15 protein-coding genes and 2 tRNA genes are annotated in these 16,793 nt (G+C 71.2%); 7 read left to right on the forward strand and 10 right to left on the reverse strand.

The features are described from left to right. Window positions 1–120: 120 nt before the first annotated feature. The 4 genes from rsrA to ACLB9X_RS16330 all read right to left on the reverse strand — a co-directional run bounded on the left by rsrA (window position 121) and on the right by ACLB9X_RS16330 (window position 3,108). Entirely contained in the window at window positions 121–417 is a 297-nt protein-coding gene (gene rsrA / locus ACLB9X_RS16315) for a mycothiol system anti-sigma-R factor (protein WP_177152924.1), read from the reverse strand. After that, window positions 414–1,079 (reverse strand): sigma-70 family RNA polymerase sigma factor, encoded by a 666-nt coding sequence (locus tag ACLB9X_RS16320; protein ID WP_177152923.1) that lies wholly within the window; start codon window positions 1,077–1,079, stop codon window positions 414–416. The genes rsrA and ACLB9X_RS16320 overlap by 4 nt, the downstream gene beginning before the upstream one ends. Window positions 1,080–1,326: 247 nt before the next feature. Then, entirely contained in the window at window positions 1,327–1,962 is a 636-nt protein-coding gene (locus ACLB9X_RS16325) for an alpha/beta family hydrolase (protein WP_410361073.1), read from the reverse strand. A gap of 330 nt (window positions 1,963–2,292) precedes the next feature. Further along, on the reverse strand, window positions 2,293–3,108 hold the full coding sequence (locus ACLB9X_RS16330) for an SOS response-associated peptidase (RefSeq protein WP_410361074.1): 816 nt from the start codon (window positions 3,106–3,108) through the stop codon (window positions 2,293–2,295). A 49-nt stretch (window positions 3,109–3,157) separates the two neighbouring features. On the opposite strand from ACLB9X_RS16330, the gene ACLB9X_RS16335 reads away from it, so the two are divergent. The 4 genes from ACLB9X_RS16335 to ACLB9X_RS16350 all read left to right on the forward strand — a co-directional run bounded on the left by ACLB9X_RS16335 (window position 3,158) and on the right by ACLB9X_RS16350 (window position 6,757). Further along, window positions 3,158–3,898, forward strand: coding sequence for a M50 family metallopeptidase (locus ACLB9X_RS16335; RefSeq protein ID WP_410361075.1), 741 nt, complete (start codon window positions 3,158–3,160; stop codon window positions 3,896–3,898). 41 nt (window positions 3,899–3,939) lie between these two features. Then, entirely contained in the window at window positions 3,940–5,277 is a 1,338-nt protein-coding gene (gene aroA, locus ACLB9X_RS16340) for a 3-phosphoshikimate 1-carboxyvinyltransferase (protein ID WP_410361076.1), read from the forward strand. A gap of 4 nt (window positions 5,278–5,281) precedes the next feature. Further along, entirely contained in the window at window positions 5,282–6,295 is a 1,014-nt protein-coding gene (rsgA, locus tag ACLB9X_RS16345) for a ribosome small subunit-dependent GTPase A (RefSeq protein WP_410361077.1), read from the forward strand. A gap of 138 nt (window positions 6,296–6,433) precedes the next feature. Continuing rightward, window positions 6,434–6,757: a DMT family transporter gene (locus tag ACLB9X_RS16350; protein ID WP_410361078.1), complete on the forward strand. Its 324-nt coding sequence runs from the start codon at window positions 6,434–6,436 to the stop codon at window positions 6,755–6,757. Here the strand turns inward: ACLB9X_RS16350 and ACLB9X_RS16355 are convergent. After that, the gene (locus tag ACLB9X_RS16355; RefSeq protein WP_410361079.1) at window positions 6,723–7,379 is read right to left on the reverse strand and encodes a TetR/AcrR family transcriptional regulator; all 657 of its coding nucleotides are present in this window, start codon (window positions 7,377–7,379) and stop codon (window positions 6,723–6,725) included. The two genes, ACLB9X_RS16350 and ACLB9X_RS16355, sit on opposite strands and share 35 nt — an antisense overlap. 129 nt (window positions 7,380–7,508) lie before the next feature. On the opposite strand from ACLB9X_RS16355, the gene hisN reads away from it, so the two are divergent. Beyond that, entirely contained in the window at window positions 7,509–8,309 is an 801-nt protein-coding gene (gene hisN / locus ACLB9X_RS16360) for a histidinol-phosphatase (RefSeq protein WP_410361080.1), read from the forward strand. 169 nt (window positions 8,310–8,478) lie between these two features. Beyond that, window positions 8,479–8,877: a cyclic nucleotide-binding/CBS domain-containing protein gene (locus ACLB9X_RS16365; protein ID WP_410361081.1), complete on the forward strand. Its 399-nt coding sequence runs from the start codon at window positions 8,479–8,481 to the stop codon at window positions 8,875–8,877. A gap of 97 nt (window positions 8,878–8,974) precedes the next feature. On the opposite strand, the gene ACLB9X_RS16370 is transcribed toward ACLB9X_RS16365, so the two are convergent. Then, window positions 8,975–10,453: a catalase gene (locus tag ACLB9X_RS16370; protein WP_410361082.1), complete on the reverse strand. Its 1,479-nt coding sequence runs from the start codon at window positions 10,451–10,453 to the stop codon at window positions 8,975–8,977. A gap of 131 nt (window positions 10,454–10,584) precedes the next feature. Here ACLB9X_RS16370 and ACLB9X_RS16375 point away from each other — a divergent pair, with 131 nt between their 5' ends. Then, window positions 10,585–11,001, forward strand: a complete 417-nt coding sequence (locus ACLB9X_RS16375; RefSeq protein ID WP_410361083.1) for a Fur family transcriptional regulator — start codon at window positions 10,585–10,587, stop codon at window positions 10,999–11,001. Window positions 11,002–11,279: 278 nt separating this feature from the next. Here ACLB9X_RS16375 and ACLB9X_RS16380 read toward each other — a convergent pair. From ACLB9X_RS16380 to ACLB9X_RS16395, 4 genes are all read right to left on the reverse strand, one after another. After that, window positions 11,280–11,353: transfer RNA gene (locus ACLB9X_RS16380), tRNA-Met, on the reverse strand. Between the two features lie 72 nt (window positions 11,354–11,425). Continuing rightward, window positions 11,426–13,576 carry a sel1 repeat family protein gene (locus ACLB9X_RS16385; RefSeq protein WP_410361084.1) on the reverse strand — a complete coding sequence of 717 codons (2,151 nt, stop codon included), beginning with the start codon at window positions 13,574–13,576 and terminating at the stop codon, window positions 11,426–11,428. A gap of 213 nt (window positions 13,577–13,789) precedes the next feature. After that, window positions 13,790–13,863, reverse strand: a tRNA-Met gene (locus ACLB9X_RS16390). Between the two features lie 41 nt (window positions 13,864–13,904). Then, window positions 13,905–16,790, reverse strand: a complete 2,886-nt coding sequence (locus tag ACLB9X_RS16395) for a UPF0182 family protein (protein WP_410361193.1) — start codon at window positions 16,788–16,790, stop codon at window positions 13,905–13,907. Window positions 16,791–16,793: the final 3 nt, after the last annotated feature.

The raw sequence follows: 16,793 nt of genomic DNA on the forward strand, positions 1-16,793 counted from the left end.
CGAGAGGTGAGGGGCGGCCGTACGGGACCTGTTCGCACGTACGGGTGAACATCACGGAACACGTGAGGCGCGCCACGATCCGTGGCGCGCCTCAGGCAGGTGCGTATGTCTCCGGCGGGGCTACTCCTGTGCCGTCGCCACGTCCTGGTCGGGAACGGCCTGGCCCGAACGGATCAGGTCGATACGCCCCATGACCTTGGCCCGCAGGTCGCTCGGCACGTCGTCATGACCGCAGCACCGCTTCACCAGCTTCTTGACCGCCTGCTCCAGGCCGTACTTCTCCAGGCAGGGGGAGCACTCCTCGAAGTGCACCTCGAACTTGGTGCAGTCGCTGTCGGGCATCTCGTGATCGAGGAACTCGTAGAGATGGTCCAGGACCTCAGAGCAGTCCGTCTCGTGCGGCTCTCCGCAGCTCATGAGCCCGAGCCTTTCGCGTCGTTCGACTCCCCCGCACCGGCCGGGACGAGCCCGCGCTCGCGGGCGTAGTCCTCGAGCATGCCGCGCAGCTGGCGGCGGCCGCGGTGCAGGCGGGACATCACCGTACCGATGGGTGTTCCCATGATGTCCGCGATCTCCTTGTACGCAAAGCCCTCTACGTCGGCGAGATAGACAGCGATCCGGAACTCCTCGGGGATCGCCTGCAGCGCTTCCTTGACGTCCGAATCCGGCAGGTGGTCAAGGGCCTGCGACTCCGCGGAACGCAGCCCCGTCGACATGTGCGACTCGGCGCGGGCGAGCTGCCAGTCCTCGATCTCCTCCGCGGCGCTGCGCTGTGGCTCGCGCTGCTTCTTGCGGTAGGAGTTGATGAACGTGTTCGTGAGGATCCGGTACATCCACGCCTTGAGGTTCGTGCCCTCGCGGAACTGGTGGAACGAGCCGTACGCCTTGGCGTACGTCTCCTGCACGAGGTCCTCCGCATCCGCCGGGTTGCGCGTCATGCGCAGGGCGGCCGAGTACATCTGGTCGAGGTAGCCGAGGGCGTCCCGCTCGAAACGGGCATTGCGCTCGGCGGCCGTCTCCTCGGACTGCTCCGCCCGGCCGTCGTCGGTCCCTGCGTCGGTCCCAGTGACCGCACCCACCTCCTCCAACGCTGTGACGGATCCGAGAGCGGACCCGCTCGAATCGGAGAATAGTCGACCACGCTGCGACGGGGCATGCCGATTCGCACCGCCCACCGCCGGAACCGGCCCGCTCATGCCCTGTGAGAGCACCGTCCAGTCCAGCCCGGTGGCGCGCTCGGCTGTCGGGCAGAAGGTCGTACCCATGCGGCGGACTCCCTACTCATGCTCTGTACTGACATCCGCCACAACAGTGCGCACCCGCGTCTCATTCCCGGAGCACGGCCGTCCAACGGGTCACGGCACCGGTGATCGTCGCGAGGGTCTCGGCCTCCCCGATCCCGGCCCTCTTGGGCACGGCGAACCCGTGATCCCCGAACGGCACCTCGACGAGTTCGTAGGATCCGTCGGGGAACTCCTCGGGCCTGCCGAAGGGGTCGTTGCCGCCCTGCACGACGAGGGTGGGCACGCCCGCGCCCAGCAGTTCGTCCGCGCGGGACTTCTCGGGGCGGCCGGGCGGATGCAGCGGGAAGCTCAGCGCGACCACGCCGGCGGCGCCGAGCTCGACGGCCGTGCGGCAGGCGACGCGCGCACCGGCGCTGCGGCCGCCCGCGACGACGGGCAGCCCGGGCTTCGCGAGGGCGGGCCACACGCCGCGCCATCCGGTGTCGAGCGTCTTCGGCGCGGGGGCGACCTTCTTGCCGGCGACCCGCCAGGGCTGCTCGACGAGGGCGACGGTGACGCCGTGCGACGGCAGGGCGCCCGCGATCGCCTTCAGGTCCCGCGCCTCGATCCCGCCGCCGGCCCCGTGGCCGAGCGCGAGGACGGTGTGCGCGCGCTTGCCGGGGTACCAGGTGATCCGTGCCTGCCCGTCCCCGACGGCGACGCTCTCTCTCCGCTCCATGCGCCCATTCTGACGCGCGCCGGCCACGCCCCGGGGCTCCGCCCCCGGACCCCCGCGCCTCAAGCGCCGGCGGGGCTGACTTTGTCAGCCTGTCCGGCGCTTGAGGACACCGCGCGAAGCGCGGTACGGGCGGAGCCCCGACAGGCGCGACGCGCACCCCCGGGCGCCGCCGGGGCACTCCCCCTGGCTTCGCCCAGGCCCACCCACGGCCGCCAGGCCGTAGGGAGGTACGGGGGCCCGGCCCCCGGAAGACCGCGCGAAGCGCGGTACCGGGTCCGGGCGGAGCCCGGTTACGGGAAGGGGCGGGGTGGGGAAAGGGCTCCCGCAGGGTCAGAACAGCACCGGCTCCTCCGGCCCCGCCAGTTCCTCCAGCAGCTCCGGCCCGTTGTTGCGCACATTACTCACCGCCGTCGTCACCGGATACGCCCGCATCAGCCCCTCCGGCGGCGGCGCGAGCAGGGCGCGGACCTCGGCGGGGTCGGTCGTCGACGGGTCCAGCCACGCGTCCCAGCGGTCGGGCACCAGCATCAGGGGCATCCGGGGGTGGATGTCGGACAGCGACCGCGGCCCCTCGGCCGGTGCCACGCCGAGCGGCCCCTTCTCGGCGTCCGTGGTGATCACCGAGCAGGTCACCCACCAGGCCTGGGGATGGCCGTCCGGAAGCGTGCGGTCGCGCCAGAACTCGTACAGGCCCGCCATCGCGAACACCGAGCCGTCCGCGGGAGTGACGAAGTACGGCTGCTTCCGGGGGCGCTTCTTCTTCCCCTCGACCTCCAGCTCCCGCTCCCCGGTCCCGGTCACCCACTCGTAATAACCGTCCGCCGGCAGGATGCAGCGGCGGGTCAGGAAGGGCCTGCGGAACGACGGCTTCTCGTGCACCGTCTCGGCGCGTGCGTTGATCATGCGGGCCGCGCCCTCGGGCGTCTTGGCGAACGAGGGCACCAGGCCCCACTTCAGCGTCCGCATCTGCCGAACCGGACGCTTGTCGGCCGCGTCCTTCACAGGACGCTCGAGGATCGCGTAGACCTCCTTGGTCGGGGCCACGTTCCAGTCGGGAGCGAGGGTCTCCTCCGGCTCCCACTTCTCCACCTGGAACAGCCCGACCAGGTCCTCGGGCCTACGACTCGCTGCATACCGTCCGCACATAGGTGCCAGACTGCCACTTCCGTACGCGTCCGAGGGAGCCGCCCGCGAAATGGTCACGACACACACCGTCACGGTCCTCGCTGACGCGTCCGCGCAGAGTCTGTGGGACCGGCTCTTCGGGACCCAGGACGCCCCCGAGCCCTGGCTCGTCGTCGTCACCGGGCTCGTGGCGCTCGCCGTCGTCATACCGACCTCCCTGTGGCGGGTGACCCGCAACGCGGTCACCATCGCGCACGAGGGCGGCCACGGCCTGATCGCCCTCGTCACGGGCCGTTCGCTCCGGGGCATCAGGCTGCACTCGGACACCAGCGGCCTGACCGTCAGCCGCGGCAGGCCGACCGGGCTCGGCATGGTCCTGACCGCGGCCGCCGGGTACACCGCCACCCCGTTGCTCGGCCTCGGCGGCGCCTGGCTGCTGGCCGCGCACCACATCACGCTGCTGCTGTGGGCGGCCACGGCGCTGCTGCTGGCGCTGCTCGTCATGGTCCGCAACGCGTACGGCGTCCTGACGGTGACCGTGACCGGCGCCGCGTTCCTGCTCGTGTCCTGGCTGACGGAACCAGGCGTACAGGCTCTCTTCGCCTACACGGCCGTGTGGTTCATGCTGCTCGGGGGCGTACGGCCGGTGTTCGAGCTGCAGTCCAAGCGCCGCCACGGAGGGGCGCCCGACTCGGACGCGGACCAGCTCGGGCGGCTCACTCACGTGCCACCCGCCGTGTGGCTGGCGTTCTTCCATCTGGTGGCCTTCTGTTCGCTGATCGGCGGAGGGCGGTGGCTGCTCGGGCTCTGACCTCGAAAGGCGGTCGGCGCCTAGCCACTAAAGTGATGGCCATGACCGACAGCACCGTGCATCCCGCCCTCTGGCCCGCCCCCTACGCGACCGGAGCCGTCGAAGCGACCGTCACCGTGCCCGGATCGAAATCGGTCACGAACCGCGCGCTCGTCCTGGCCGCCCTCGCCGCCGAGCCGGGCTGGCTGCGCCGCCCACTGCGCTCCCGCGACACCCTCCTGATGTCGGCCGCGCTCCAGGCGATGGGCGTCGGCATCGAGGAGACCGTCTCCTCCAGCACGACGGGCGGCGCCGGCGAGGCGTGGCGCGTCATCCCCTCGGGTCTGCATGGCCCGGCCACGGTTGACGTCGGCAACGCGGGCACGGTGATGCGCTTCCTGCCGCCCGTCGCCGCGCTCGCCGACGGCCCGATCCGTTTCGACGGCGACCCGCGCTCCTACGAGCGCCCCCTCGGCGGCGTGATCGGTGCGCTGCGCACCCTCGGCGCCCGTATCGACGACGACGGCCGTGGGGCACTGCCGATGACGGTGCACGGCGGCGGCGCCCTGGACGGCGGTCCAGTGCGGATCGACGCCTCGTCGTCGTCCCAGTTCGTGTCCGCGCTGCTGCTGTCCGCACCGCGTTTCAACCAGGGCGTCGAGGTGCGCCACGTGGGCGGCCGGCTGCCCTCGATGCCGCACATCCGGATGACCGTCGACATGCTCCGCGCGGTCGGCGCCCAGGTCGACGAGCCGGAGACCGGCGGCGAGCCGGACGTCTGGCGGGTCTCGCACAGCGCCCTGCTGGGCCGCGACCTGACGATCGAGCCCGACCTGTCCAATGCCCAGCCGTTCCTGGCGGCCGCGCTGGTCACCGGCGGCCGGGTCACGATCCCGGACTGGCCCGAGCGCACCACCCAGCCCGGTGACGCGCTGCGCGAAATCTTCACCGAGATGGGCGGCTCCTGCGAGCTGACGACGACGCCGGACGGCACGGCGCTGGTGTTCACGGGCAGTGGCCGCATCCACGGCATCGACGTGGACCTGGGCGAGGTCGGCGAGCTCACGCCGGGCATCGCGGCGGTCGCGGCGCTGGCCGACTCCCCCTCGACGCTGCGCGGCGTGGCGCACCTGCGGCTGCACGAGACCGACCGGCTGGCGGCGCTCACCAAGGAGATCAACGAGCTCGGCGGCGACGTCACCGAGACCGAGGACGGCCTGCACATCCGCCCGCGCCCGCTGCACGGCGGCGTGTTCCACACCTACGACGACCACCGGATGGCGACCGCCGGGTCGATCATCGGTCTCGCGGTGAAGGACGTGCAGATCGAGAACGTGGCGACCACCGCCAAGACGCTGCCCGACTTCCCGCGGATGTGGGCCGAAATGCTCGGGGCCTGACGTCATGCGCCGCTACGGCAAGCACACCGACGAGGACGACATCCGCTCGCGTCCCAACCGCAAGGGGAACCGCCCGCGCACCAGCATCCGGCCCAAGCACGAGGACGCGGCGGAGGGGATGGTCCTCACCGTCGACCGCGGCCGGCTGACGTGTCTGGTCGAGGACCGGATCGTGGTGGCGATGAAGGCCCGCGAGCTGGGCCGCAAGGCGGCGGTCGTGGGTGACCGGGTCGGCATCGTCGGTGACCTGTCGGGCGCGAAGGACACCCTGGCCCGGATCGTGCGGATCGAGGAGCGCAGCTCGGTGCTGCGGCGTACGGCCGACGACGACGATCCGTACGAACGCGTGGTCGTGGCCAACGCGGACCAGCTCGCGATCGTGACGGCGCTCGCCGACCCCGAGCCGCGGCCCCGGCTGATCGACCGCTGCCTCGTCGCGGCGTACGACGGCGGTCTGGAGCCGCTGCTCGTGCTGACCAAGTCGGACCTTGCCCCGCCGGACGAGCTGATGGAGATGTACGGCGCACTCGGTGTGCCCCATGTGGTGACCACCCGCGAGGAGTTCGTCGACGGTCTCGCGGCCGAGCGCGTGCGCGAGCACCTGGTGGGCCGGACGACGGCGTTCGTCGGGCACTCGGGCGTCGGCAAGACGACCCTGGTGAACGCGCTGGTGCCGAGCGAGCGGCGGCGCAGCACCGGCCATGTCAACGCGGTCACCGGCCGGGGCCGGCACACGACCACGTCGGCGCTCGCCCTGCCGCTCGCGGACGAGAAGGGGGGCTGGGTGATCGACACGCCGGGCGTGCGGTCGTTCGGTCTGCACCATGTCGATCCGTCCCGCGTCATCCACGCCTTCCCCGATCTGGAGCCCGGCACGGAGGGCTGCCCGCGCGCCTGTTCGCACGACGAGCAGGACTGTGCGCTGGACGACTGGGTGGCCGAGGGCCACGCGGATCCCGCCCGGCTGTACTCCCTGCGGCGGCTGCTGGCGACGCGGGAGCGGCGCGAAGGTGACTGAGTCGTCCGCGTTTGCGGTCCGCGACCGCCGGTAAGTGCATAATCACACCAAGTCGGACCAAGCAGGCCCAGATCGACCGGTCCCAGATCAAGCAGTCCCAGATCGAGCATTCACCGAATGACGGGAGGCCGAAGACCGATGGCGTGGCTGCTGGTGGTGGTCGCCGGGTTGCTGGAGACGGGCTTCGCCGTCTGCCTCAAGCTGTCGCACGGGTTCACCCGGTTGTGGCCGACGATCGCCTTCGGGGCGTTCGCCCTCGGCAGTTTCGGCCTGTTGACCCTCGCACTGAGGAGGCTCGACGTGGGCCCCGCGTACGCGGTGTGGACGGGGATCGGCGCCGCCGGCACGGCCATCTACGGGATGCTCTTCCTCGGTGACCTGGTCTCCACCCTCAAGATCGTCTCGATCACTCTGGTGATCGTGGGCGTCATCGGTCTGCAGCTCTCGGGCTCGGCGCAGTGACCACGGCCCCGGCTCCGCCGACACAGGCCCGCACCAGCTGGGCGACCGGCTCCCCCACGGGCGCGATCACATAGGACAGCGCGAGGCGTACGGCGAGTTCGCAGCGCTGCGGCAGATCCGCCGGGTCGTCGGTGGCGCGCCCCTCCCGTGACCGCCGCGCATGCCCGACCGCGGTACGCGACCGGTCCCGTACGGCCGCGAGCAGTTCGGCCGGGGCCGGAGGCCCGGCGTCGGCGCGGCGCTGGGCCGGCACGACGGGCTGGGCGCCGCCCCGGCGTGCCGGGCGCGGCACGGGCAGCCTTTCGCCCCAGCAGCCGGTGAGCAGTGCGCGCAGCAGCGGCCGGGTGCGGGCCTCGACGACGGTCCACTCGGCGAGGGAGACGAGCCGTTCGGCGGGTTCGGTCCGCTGGGCCAGCAGCCGTTCGACTCCGCGCAGATAGCGGTCGGCCTCGCGCCGTACCAAAGCGCGGGCGAGGCCGTCCTTGCTGCCGAACTCGTTGTAGAGCGTCTGGCGGGAGACGCCCGCGGCCCCGGCGACATCGGCCATCCGCACCCGGGCCCAGGGCAGTTCGCCGAGCGCCACGAGCGCGGCGTTCAGCAGGGACTCTCGCGCTGCGGGCATCGTGCCTCCCTGGCCGAGCGTGTGTGGGCACAGGGTTGACGGACCCGCCGGGGCTGTCAAGGGACAGCGCGCCTCGGGGCCGCAGCCGCCGCCAGGAACACCCCGTTCCTGCACCGATAGAGTGGCGACATGCCCGACTACCACGATGATCTGCGCCTCGCCCATGTCCTCGCGGACGCCGCCGACGCCACCACGATGGAGCGGTTCAAGGCCCTGGACCTCAAGGTCGAGACCAAGCCGGACATGACGCCGGTGAGCGAGGCCGACAAGGCGGCCGAGGAGCTGATCCGCGGCCAGCTCCAGCGGGCACGGCCGCGCGACGCGATCCTCGGCGAGGAGTACGGCATCGAGGGCACCGGTCCACGGCGCTGGGTCGTCGACCCGATCGACGGCACCAAGAACTATGTGCGCGGCGTTCCGGTGTGGGCGACGCTCATCTCGCTGATGGAGGCGGGTGAGAGCGGGTTCGAGCCGGTGGTGGGCGTGGTGTCGGCCCCGGCGCTGGGCCGCCGCTGGTGGGCGGCGAAGGGCGCGGGCGCGTACACCGGCCGCAGTCTGACGTCGGCGACGCGGCTCCATGTCTCGAAGGTGGAGCGGATGCAGGACGCGTCGTTCGCGTACTCCTCGCTGAGCGGCTGGGAGGAGCAAGGACGTCTCGACGGGTTCCTGGACCTGACGCGTGCCTGCTGGCGCACCCGGGGCTACGGCGATTTCTGGTCGTACATGATGGTCGCCGAGGGTTCGGTGGACATCTGCGCCGAACCGGAGCTGTCGCTGTGGGACATGGCGGCCCCCGCGATCGTGGTGCAGGAGGCGGGCGGGTCGTTCACCGGCCTCGACGGCACTCCCGGACCGCACAGCGGCAACGCCGCCGCGTCCAACGGGCTGCTGCACCGCGAGCTCCTGGGCTATCTGAACCAGCGGTACTGACCCCGCACGGCGCACGCCCGCGCCATCGGAAACTCTCGTGCGCGGCCCAATACGCCGCGCACGCCCCCTTGCTGCCCGGGTGGGGGACTGCAACTCTGAAAGTCCCCCCACTTGTGAACTTGTGAATCGGTTCCCTAACGACCGGTACACCAAGGAGGTGGCTCCGTCCATGCTCGTTCGTGACGCCATGAGCACGGTGGTCCTCACCATCGGACCCGCACACACACTCCGCCAGGCGGCCAGTCTGATGGCCGCACGACGTGTCGGCGCGGCGGTCGTCCTCGACGGCGACCTGGGGCTCGGGATCCTCACCGAGCGCGACATCCTGAACTCGGTCGGCTCGGGTCAGAACCCGGACCTGGAGACCGCCGGAACGCACACCACCACCGACGTCGTGTTCGCCGCACCTTCCTGGACCCTGGAGGAGGCGGCCGGGGCCATGGCGCACGGCGGCTTCCGCCATCTGATCGTGATGGACGGCGGCGGCCCCATCGGCGTCGTCTCCGTCCGCGACATCATCCGCTGCTGGGCCCCGGCCCGGCGGCACGCGGGATCCATCACCGGCTGACCGGACCCGCACAGACGAACGGGCGCGACCGCATACAGACACCGAGAGGGCCGGATCCCCCGAACAGGGATCCGGCCCTCCGGCCACGACAAGCGGGTCAGCCGCGCAGGGCCTGGACCGCGGCTTCGAGCCGCTTGCCGAAGTCGCCGTCCGCCTGACGGAAGTTGTTGATCGCACGCTCGGCGATGTCGTCGCGCGACACCTTGGCGATGAAGCCGGCGAGGTTGCCGATCAGACGGCCCTTCTCGTCCTCGGACATCAGGCGGTAGAGGTTGCCCGCCTGCACGAAGTCGTTGTCCTCGGCGTGCGACGGCGCGGCGTGGTCGCCGGTCACGCCGGTGACCGCGGAGCCGACCCACAGCGGGCGGTCGATCTGGTGCGGGCCGCCGAAGCTGTTGGGCTCGTAGTTCTTCGCGCCCTTGTGGCGGCCGTCGTACAGGAAGCCGTCACGGCTGTTCGTCCGCGCCTCGGTGGCGTGCGGGCGGTTCACCGGCAGGTGGTCGGCGTTGATGCCGACGCGGTAGCGGTGGGCGTCGCCGTAGGCGAACAGGCGGCCCTGGAGCATCTTGTCCGGCGAGGGACCGATGCCCGGCACGAAGTGGGCGGGGCTGAAGATGGACTGCTCGACCTCGGCGAAGATGTTCTCCGGGTTGCGGTTGAGCTCCAGCTTGCCGATCTCGATCGGCGGGTAGTCCTCGTGCGGCCACACCTTGGTGAGGTCGAACGGGTTGAAGCGGTAGGTCGCCGCCTCGGCCGCCGGCATGATCTGCACCTGCACGGTCCAGGTCGGGAAGTCGCCGCGCTCGATGGCCTCGCGCAGGTCGCGCTGGTGGGAGTCGGGGTCCTCACCGGCGAGCTTGTTGGCCTCGTCCTGGGTGAGGTTCTTGATGCCCTGGTCGGTCTTGAAGTGGTACTTGACCCAGAAGACCTCGCCGGCCTCGTTGTTCCACTGGTAGGTGTGGGAGCCGTAGCCGTTCATGTGGCGGTACGAGGCGGGGATGCCGCGGTCGCCGAACAGCCAGGTCACCTGGTGGGTGGACTCGGGCGACAGGCCCCAGAAGTCCCAGACGTTGTCCGCCTCCTGGCTGCCCGTGTACGGGTCGCGCTTCTGGGTGTGGATGAAGTCGGGGAACTTGATGGCGTCCTTGATGAAGAACACCGGGGTGTTGTTGCCGACGAGGTCGTAGTTGCCCTCTTCGGTGTAGAACTTCAGCGCCCAGCCGCGCGGGTCGCGGACCGCGTCCGCCGCACCCAGGTTGCCCGCGACGGTCGAGAAGCGCAGGAACGTCTCCGTCTTCTTGCCGACCTCGGAGAGGAACTTCGCACGCGTCCACTGCGAGACATCACGGGTGAGCGTGAAGGTGCCGTACGCGCCGGCGCCGCGGGCGTGGACCACGCGCTCCGGGATGCGCTCGCGGTTGAAGTGCGCGAGCTTCTCGAGGAGGAGCTGGTCCTGGACGAGAACCGGACCGCCGACGCCCGCCGTCTCGCTGTTCTGGTTGTCGGCGACCGGGGCTCCGGCCTCCGTGGTGAGCGGTCCCTGCGTCACGTGCGCCTCCTGCGTCGTTCTGCCCATTGATCGAATTCAGCACTACCTGTCCTGGTAAGCGCTGGTCCCGATCCTACGATGGACTTTGTCTAAGTCAAGTTAACATCCAAAGTCACACCCGTTCGGGACCTGGGGGCCCTCACTGTTACGCTGGCCCTATGAGTGACCTGTTGGAACGACTCCGCGGACGCGGCTGGCGCATGACCGCGCAGCGGCGCGTCGTGGCCGAGGTCCTCGACGGCGACCATGTCCATCTGACGGCCGACGAGGTCCACGCGCGCGCCGTGGAGCGCCTGCCCGAGATCTCCCGGGCCACCGTCTACAACACGCTGGGCGAGCTGGTCAGCCTCGGCGAGGTGCTGGAGGTAGCCACCGACCGCCGCGCCAAGCGCTACGACCCGAACGCCCACCGGCCCCACCAGCACCTGGTGTGCGCCCAGTGCGGCGCGATCCGTGACGTCCATCCGTCGGGCAACCCGCTGGCCGACCTCCCCGACTCGGAGCGCTTCGGCTTCACGATCTCGGACGTCGAGGTGACCTACCGCGGCACCTGCCCGAACTGCGCTGCCGCGTAGCACGTAACCACCACGGAGGGCCCCGACACGATCGTCGGGGCCCTTCTTCGTCAGGTCGCGGGGCGGGATGGGATCACGGACCGGCTCGATCACGGGCCGGATCGGGTCCGTGTGGTCGGCGGTCGGGCGGTCCGGTAGTCGGGTCCGGCGGTCCGGGCGGTCCATGCGGGTCCGGGCGGTCCATGCGGGTCCGGGCGGTCCGGGCGGTCCGGCAGGGGAATCGGGCGGCCGGAAACGACCGAAGGCCCGGATCTCCAGGATCCGGGCCTTCGTTTCAGTAGCGGGGACAGGATTTGAACCTGCGACCTCTGGGTTATGAGCCCAGCGAGCTACCGAGCTGCTCCACCCCGCGTCGGTGAACACCACCTTACGGGACCCCGTGGACCAGAGCAAATCCCTTCCCGCGGCCTCGCCGGGCCCCCGGCTACGCGGTCAGCTCCTGGATCAGCGCCTCACGCAGCTTCGCCGCGCGCTCCGCGACCTCCGCCGGCCCCAGCTCGACCGCCCGGGCGCACCAGCGCTGCCCCTCGGCGAGCTCGCCCCTGCGGGCGGCAAGCAACGCGAGCCGCAGGGCGGCCCTGCCGTGCCCCGCCCGCGCCGCGCGGGTCCACCACAGGGCGGCCTCCCGCTCGCTGCCCTCGCGGGCGAGCAGCAGCCCCAGGTTGAACGCGCCGCTGCGGCTGCCGGCCTCCGCGGCCTCGCGGTACCAGCGGGCCGCCTCGGCCGTGTCCCCGCGGGCCGCGGCGAGCATGCCGACCCGCACCTGGGCGCGGCGGTGCCCCTGCTCCGCGGCACGCTCGTACCACTCCTCGCACTCGCTCTTCTCCGCCATCGGCTCGCCGAGGGCCGGCGGGCCCGGCGGGGGCCGGCGCGCGTCCAGCACAGTGGCGAGCCGGAACGCGGCTTCGGCGCTCCCGCCGCCCGCCGCGCACCGCAGGTGGCGCTCGGCGGCCTGTTCGTCGCCCTCCTTGAGCCGGGCGATGCCGACCTGGAGCGCGGCCTCGGTGTGTCCGGCCGCCGCTGCACGCTCGTACCAGGACAGCGCGGTGCGGTCGTCGTCCCGGCCGACGTGGAGGATGCCCAGGTTGAACGCCGCGTCGACGCTGCCCGCCTCGGCCGCCTTGGAGAACCAGGGCTCGGCTCCGGCGTGGTCCCCGGCCTGCAGGAGTAGGACGGCGAGCGCGTTGGCGGCCTCGCGGTGGCCCGCGTAGGCGGCGCGGCGGTACCACTGCTCGGCCTGGGCCGTGCGGTCCTGGGCGGCGCACAGCAGCCCGAGGTTGTACGCGCCGTTCACGTCGCCCGCGTCCATGGCGGCGCGGTACCAGCGCTCGGCGCTCTGTGCCTCGCCACGGGCGGCATGCAACGCGCCGAGGGCGTTCGCCGCGTTGCCGTCGCCCTCCTGGGCGGCGCGCAGCCACCACACGGCGGCGCTCTCCTCGTCGCCCGCGTCCCGGAGCAGGAACCCCAGCGCGCAGGCGGCCCGGGCCTCGCCGTCCTTGGCGGCCGTCAGGTACCAGCGGCCGGCCTCCTTCAGCTCGCCGCGCCGCTCGAGGATGGCGCCGAGATGCAGGGCGGCGCGCCGGTGCCCGCGGGCGGCGGCCTGCCGGTGCCACTGGACGGCCTCGTCCAGCGGGCTCGGCTCGCGCACACCGCCGGGGCGGGCGGCCTCCGCCTCGGCGAGCACGCGCAGCCCGGCATCCGTCTGCCAGCCCCCGCGGGCCCCTTCCGCACGCACGCCGCCACCCGGCTTCCGGCCGCTCGGCACTCCGTCACCCCGCGCGGCGCCGGCCGCGCGGGCGCCACCGGCGCCCGAGCCGGGGGCACGGCGGCCACCCGGCGCGGGACGGGACGGCGTGGCGGGCGGGCCGAGCGGGCCGACGCCCTCGCCCTTGCGCGTCTCCTCCGCGGCGCGGCGCTCCAGCGCCCTGGCCAGGCGGTACGCGGCCTCGCGGTGCCCCTGCTCGGCGGCCGTGCGCAGCCAGCGCTCGGCCCCGTCCTCACCGCGGTGCTCCAGCAGGTCGGCCAGTGCGTACGCCCCGAGGGCATGGCCCTGTTCGGCGGACTGGCGCAGCCAGTACTCGGCGGCCGGTTCGTCGCCGCGCTCGCGGAAGTGACGCCCGAGTGCGTGGGCGGCGGCCGCCGAACCGGCGACCGCGGCGATGCGCCACCAGCCGGCCGCCTCGTCCGCGTAGCCGCGCTGGTGCAGCAGGACGCCCAGGTTGTTGGCGGCCGCGCGGTCGCCGTCGGCGGTCGCGCCGCGCAGATAGGGCTCGGCGCCGTCCAGATCCCCCCGGCGCAGCAGGAGTGCGCCGAGCACACTCATCGACGCCGTGTCGCCGTGGTCCGCGGCGCTGCGGTGGCGTGCCTCGATGCCGGCGGTCTCCTCGGCATCGACGTTCGCCGCGGCTCCGATGTCTCCGGTCGTGACGACGTCGTCGCCGCGACCGGAGGCGTTCCCCGCGTCCACGACCTCGACGGCGTCGACGGGATGCATCGCGTCCGGCGCGTTCCCTGCATGCGGCTGTGCAAACCGCCCTGTCTCCAACAGAGTTGCCCTGTCCCCCATACATTCCATCGTCGCACCACCTGCAACCCGCGTACACCTGGTATACCGCAGCCAGTGAGGTCACTTCAGCGTTTTGTCGACATGCCCACAGAGAGATAAGTCAAACACGCCCGTGCCCAACTCGCGCACTCCGGCACGCACTTCGGGAGAGAACCCCCCGAAGGTGTCAGGTCAGCACGAAGAGGGCCCGGATCCTCAAGGATCCGGGCCCTCTTCTTCCAGTAGCGGGGACAGGATTTGAACCTGCGACCTCTGGGTTATGAGCCCAGCGAGCTACCGAGCTGCTCCACCCCGCGTCGTTGTGCCGTAAAGGTATCACGACGCGGGGTGGATCCCGTCAGCCGCCCTGGCCCGGCTCCTTCAGCCGGGCCTCGGCGTCCGCGGCCCGCTGGAGTGCCTTCTGCAGCTCGTCCTGCGACTTGCCGTAGGCCGTCCAGTCGCCCCGCTTCATGGCTGCCTGGCCATCCGAGTACGCCTTCTGCGCGTCCTGGATGGCGTCCTTGAGCGCAGCCTCGCCCGTGGCGGGCGGCTCGGCGGGCTGCGTCGGCGGCTCTTCGGGCTGGGTCGGCGGGGTGGTCCCCTCGTCCGGCGCGGCCTCTCCGAACACCTGCGACAGCGCGCCGCCCAGGTCGTCGGCGAAGCCGATCCGCTGGCCGTAGACCACGGCCACCTTGCTCAGCAGCGGGAACTCCGAGCCGCGGCCCTGGGCGTAGATCGGCTCGACGTACAGGAAGCCGCTGTCCAGGGGGACGGTCAGCAGGTTGCCGTACTTGATGGTCGAGTCGGCGCCCTTGAGGTCGCGGACGAAGGTGGCGATGGGGTCGTGCCTGTTGAGCCGGCTCTGCACCTGCTCGGGCCCGTCGACCTTGTCGTCCGTCACCCGCATCAGTCTGATCTTGCCGTAGTCGCGGCTCATGGCGTCGGCGTCGACCGCCATGAAGGCCCGCAGGTTGGGCCGTCCACTGGGGGTGAACGTCGTCGTCAGCGAGAACTGCTGCTGCTCCTGCCCCGGCAGCCTGAGGGACAGGTAGTACGGCGGGACCGCGTTGCTGTCGGCCTTGGTGGGGTCGTTCGGCACCTGCCAGGCGTCACTCGCGTTGTAGAACGGAGCGGGCTCGGTGACGTGGTACAGCGAGAGCAGCTCGCGCTGGACCTTGAACATGTCCTGCGGGTACCGCAGATGGGCCTTCAGCTCGTCCGGAATGTCGGACTTCGGCTTGACCGTGCCGGGGAACGCCTTCTTCCACGTCTTGAGGACCGGGTCGTTCTCCTCCCACTCGTACAGGGTCACGGTGCCGTCGTAGGCGTCGACCGTGGCCTTCACCGAATTCCGGATGTAGTTGACCTGGTTCTGCTGGGCGACCACCGCGCGCTGCCGGTCGGTGAGCGAGTCGGAGGTGGTCTCCCCGAGCGTCGTACGGGACGCGTACGGATAGCCGTTGGTCGTCGTGTAGGCGTCGACGACCCACTGGATCCGCTTGCCCACGACCGCCGGGTAGGCGTCGCCGTCGATGGTCAGCCACGGGGCGACCGCTTCGACACGCTCCTTGGGCGTGCGGTTGTAGAGAATCTTCGAACCCTCGCCGATCGCCCCTGAGTACAGGATCTGCGGCTCGCTGAACGCGACGGCGTACGCGGCGCGGTTGAGCGCGCCGGAGAGGTCGATGCCGCCCTTGCCCGCGTAGCTCGTGGTGACCTGACCGCCGCCGTCCTTCTCGTAGTCGAGTTCCTTCTGGGGCCCGCCGACGATCGAGTACTGGGAGGTCTTCTCGCCGTAGTAGATCCGCTGCTCGTAGTCGCCGAGGCTGCCCTTGGAGGGGAGGCCGGACTCGGTGAACTCCGGGGCGCCGCCGGTGCCCCTGGCGGTGTCCGTGCCCTTCGCGGCGACGGCGCCGTAGCCGTGGGTGTACGTGAAGTGGTCGTTGATCCAGTTGCGCTTGTCGACGCCATGGAGGTTGAGCTCACGCAGACCGATGACGGTGTCCTGGCCCTTGTACCGGTCGATGTCCAGCGTGGAGGGGAACTGGTAGTACTTCCGCTCCTGCTCCAGCTGCTGGAACGTGGGCGACACGATGTTGGGGTCGTTTATGCGGTAGCTGGCCGCCGAGTCGGCGTCCTTGCGCTGCTCCTCCGCGTCCTTGATCTGTCCGCGACCCGAGTAGTCCGTAGGCTTCACGCCGTCGATGCCGTACGCCTTGCGCGTCGCCTCGATGTTCTTCCGGATGTACTCGGCTTCCTTGGCCTGCTCGTTCGGCTGGACCTGGAACTTCTGCACGATCGCCGGGTAGAGCCCGCCGATCAGGATGGCCGAGAGCACCATGAGCCCGAAGCCGATCATCGGCAGCTGCCAGGTCCGGCGCCAGAGTGTGGCGAAGAACAGCACGGCGCAGATCACCGCAATGCAGAACAGGATCGTCTTGGCCGGCAGATACGCGTTGGCGTCGACGTAGCGCAGGCCGGTCCAGTTGCTCGTGGCCTTGAAGTCGCTCGACTTGACCGCGAGTCCGTACCGGTCGAGCCAGTACGCCACGGCCTTGAGCGCCACGAACAGTCCCAGCAGCACCGACAGGTGGCCGGTGGCCGCGCCCGTCGCCCGCGCGCCCGGGCTGGTGATCCGCAGCCCGCCGTACAGGTAGTGGGTCAGGGCGGCGGCGATCAGGGACAGCACCACGGCCGCGAAGCCGAAGCCGAGCAGGAAGCGGTACCACGGCAGGTCGAACGCGTAGAACGCGACGTCCATCTGGAACTGCGGGTCCTTCTGGCCGAAGGGCACGCCGTTCACCCACATCAGCCAGGTCCGCCACTGGCTGGTGGCGGAGGCGCCGGCGATCAGCCCGACAAGAGCGGTGATCGCGAGGAGCACCCACTTCTTGTACGGGGCGATGCCCATGCGATACCGGTCGAGGCTCTGCTGCTCCAGCGACATCGCGCTGAGCGGCGGCCGCAGCCGGTGGGCCAGCCAGATGTTCAGGCCGACAGCCGCTGTCATGAGCAGGCCGAAGACGGCGAACAATCCGATCTTGGTCCACAGGGTGGTCGTGAAGACGGAGGAGTAATTGACGGAGCGGTACCAGAGCCAGTCGGTCCAGAACCCGGCGAACATGACGAACACCATGGCCAGTGCGGCCAGGACGCCCAGTGTCATGAGCAGGGTCCGGACACGCCGGGACGGCCGGCCCACTCTCATCCGTGGCCCGGTCGGGCCTCCGCCGCGGTCCGGCATCTG

The sequence above is a fragment of the Streptomyces sp. 5K101 genome, assembly GCF_046506645.1.
Taxonomy (GTDB): Bacteria; Actinomycetota; Actinomycetes; order Streptomycetales; family Streptomycetaceae; genus Streptomyces.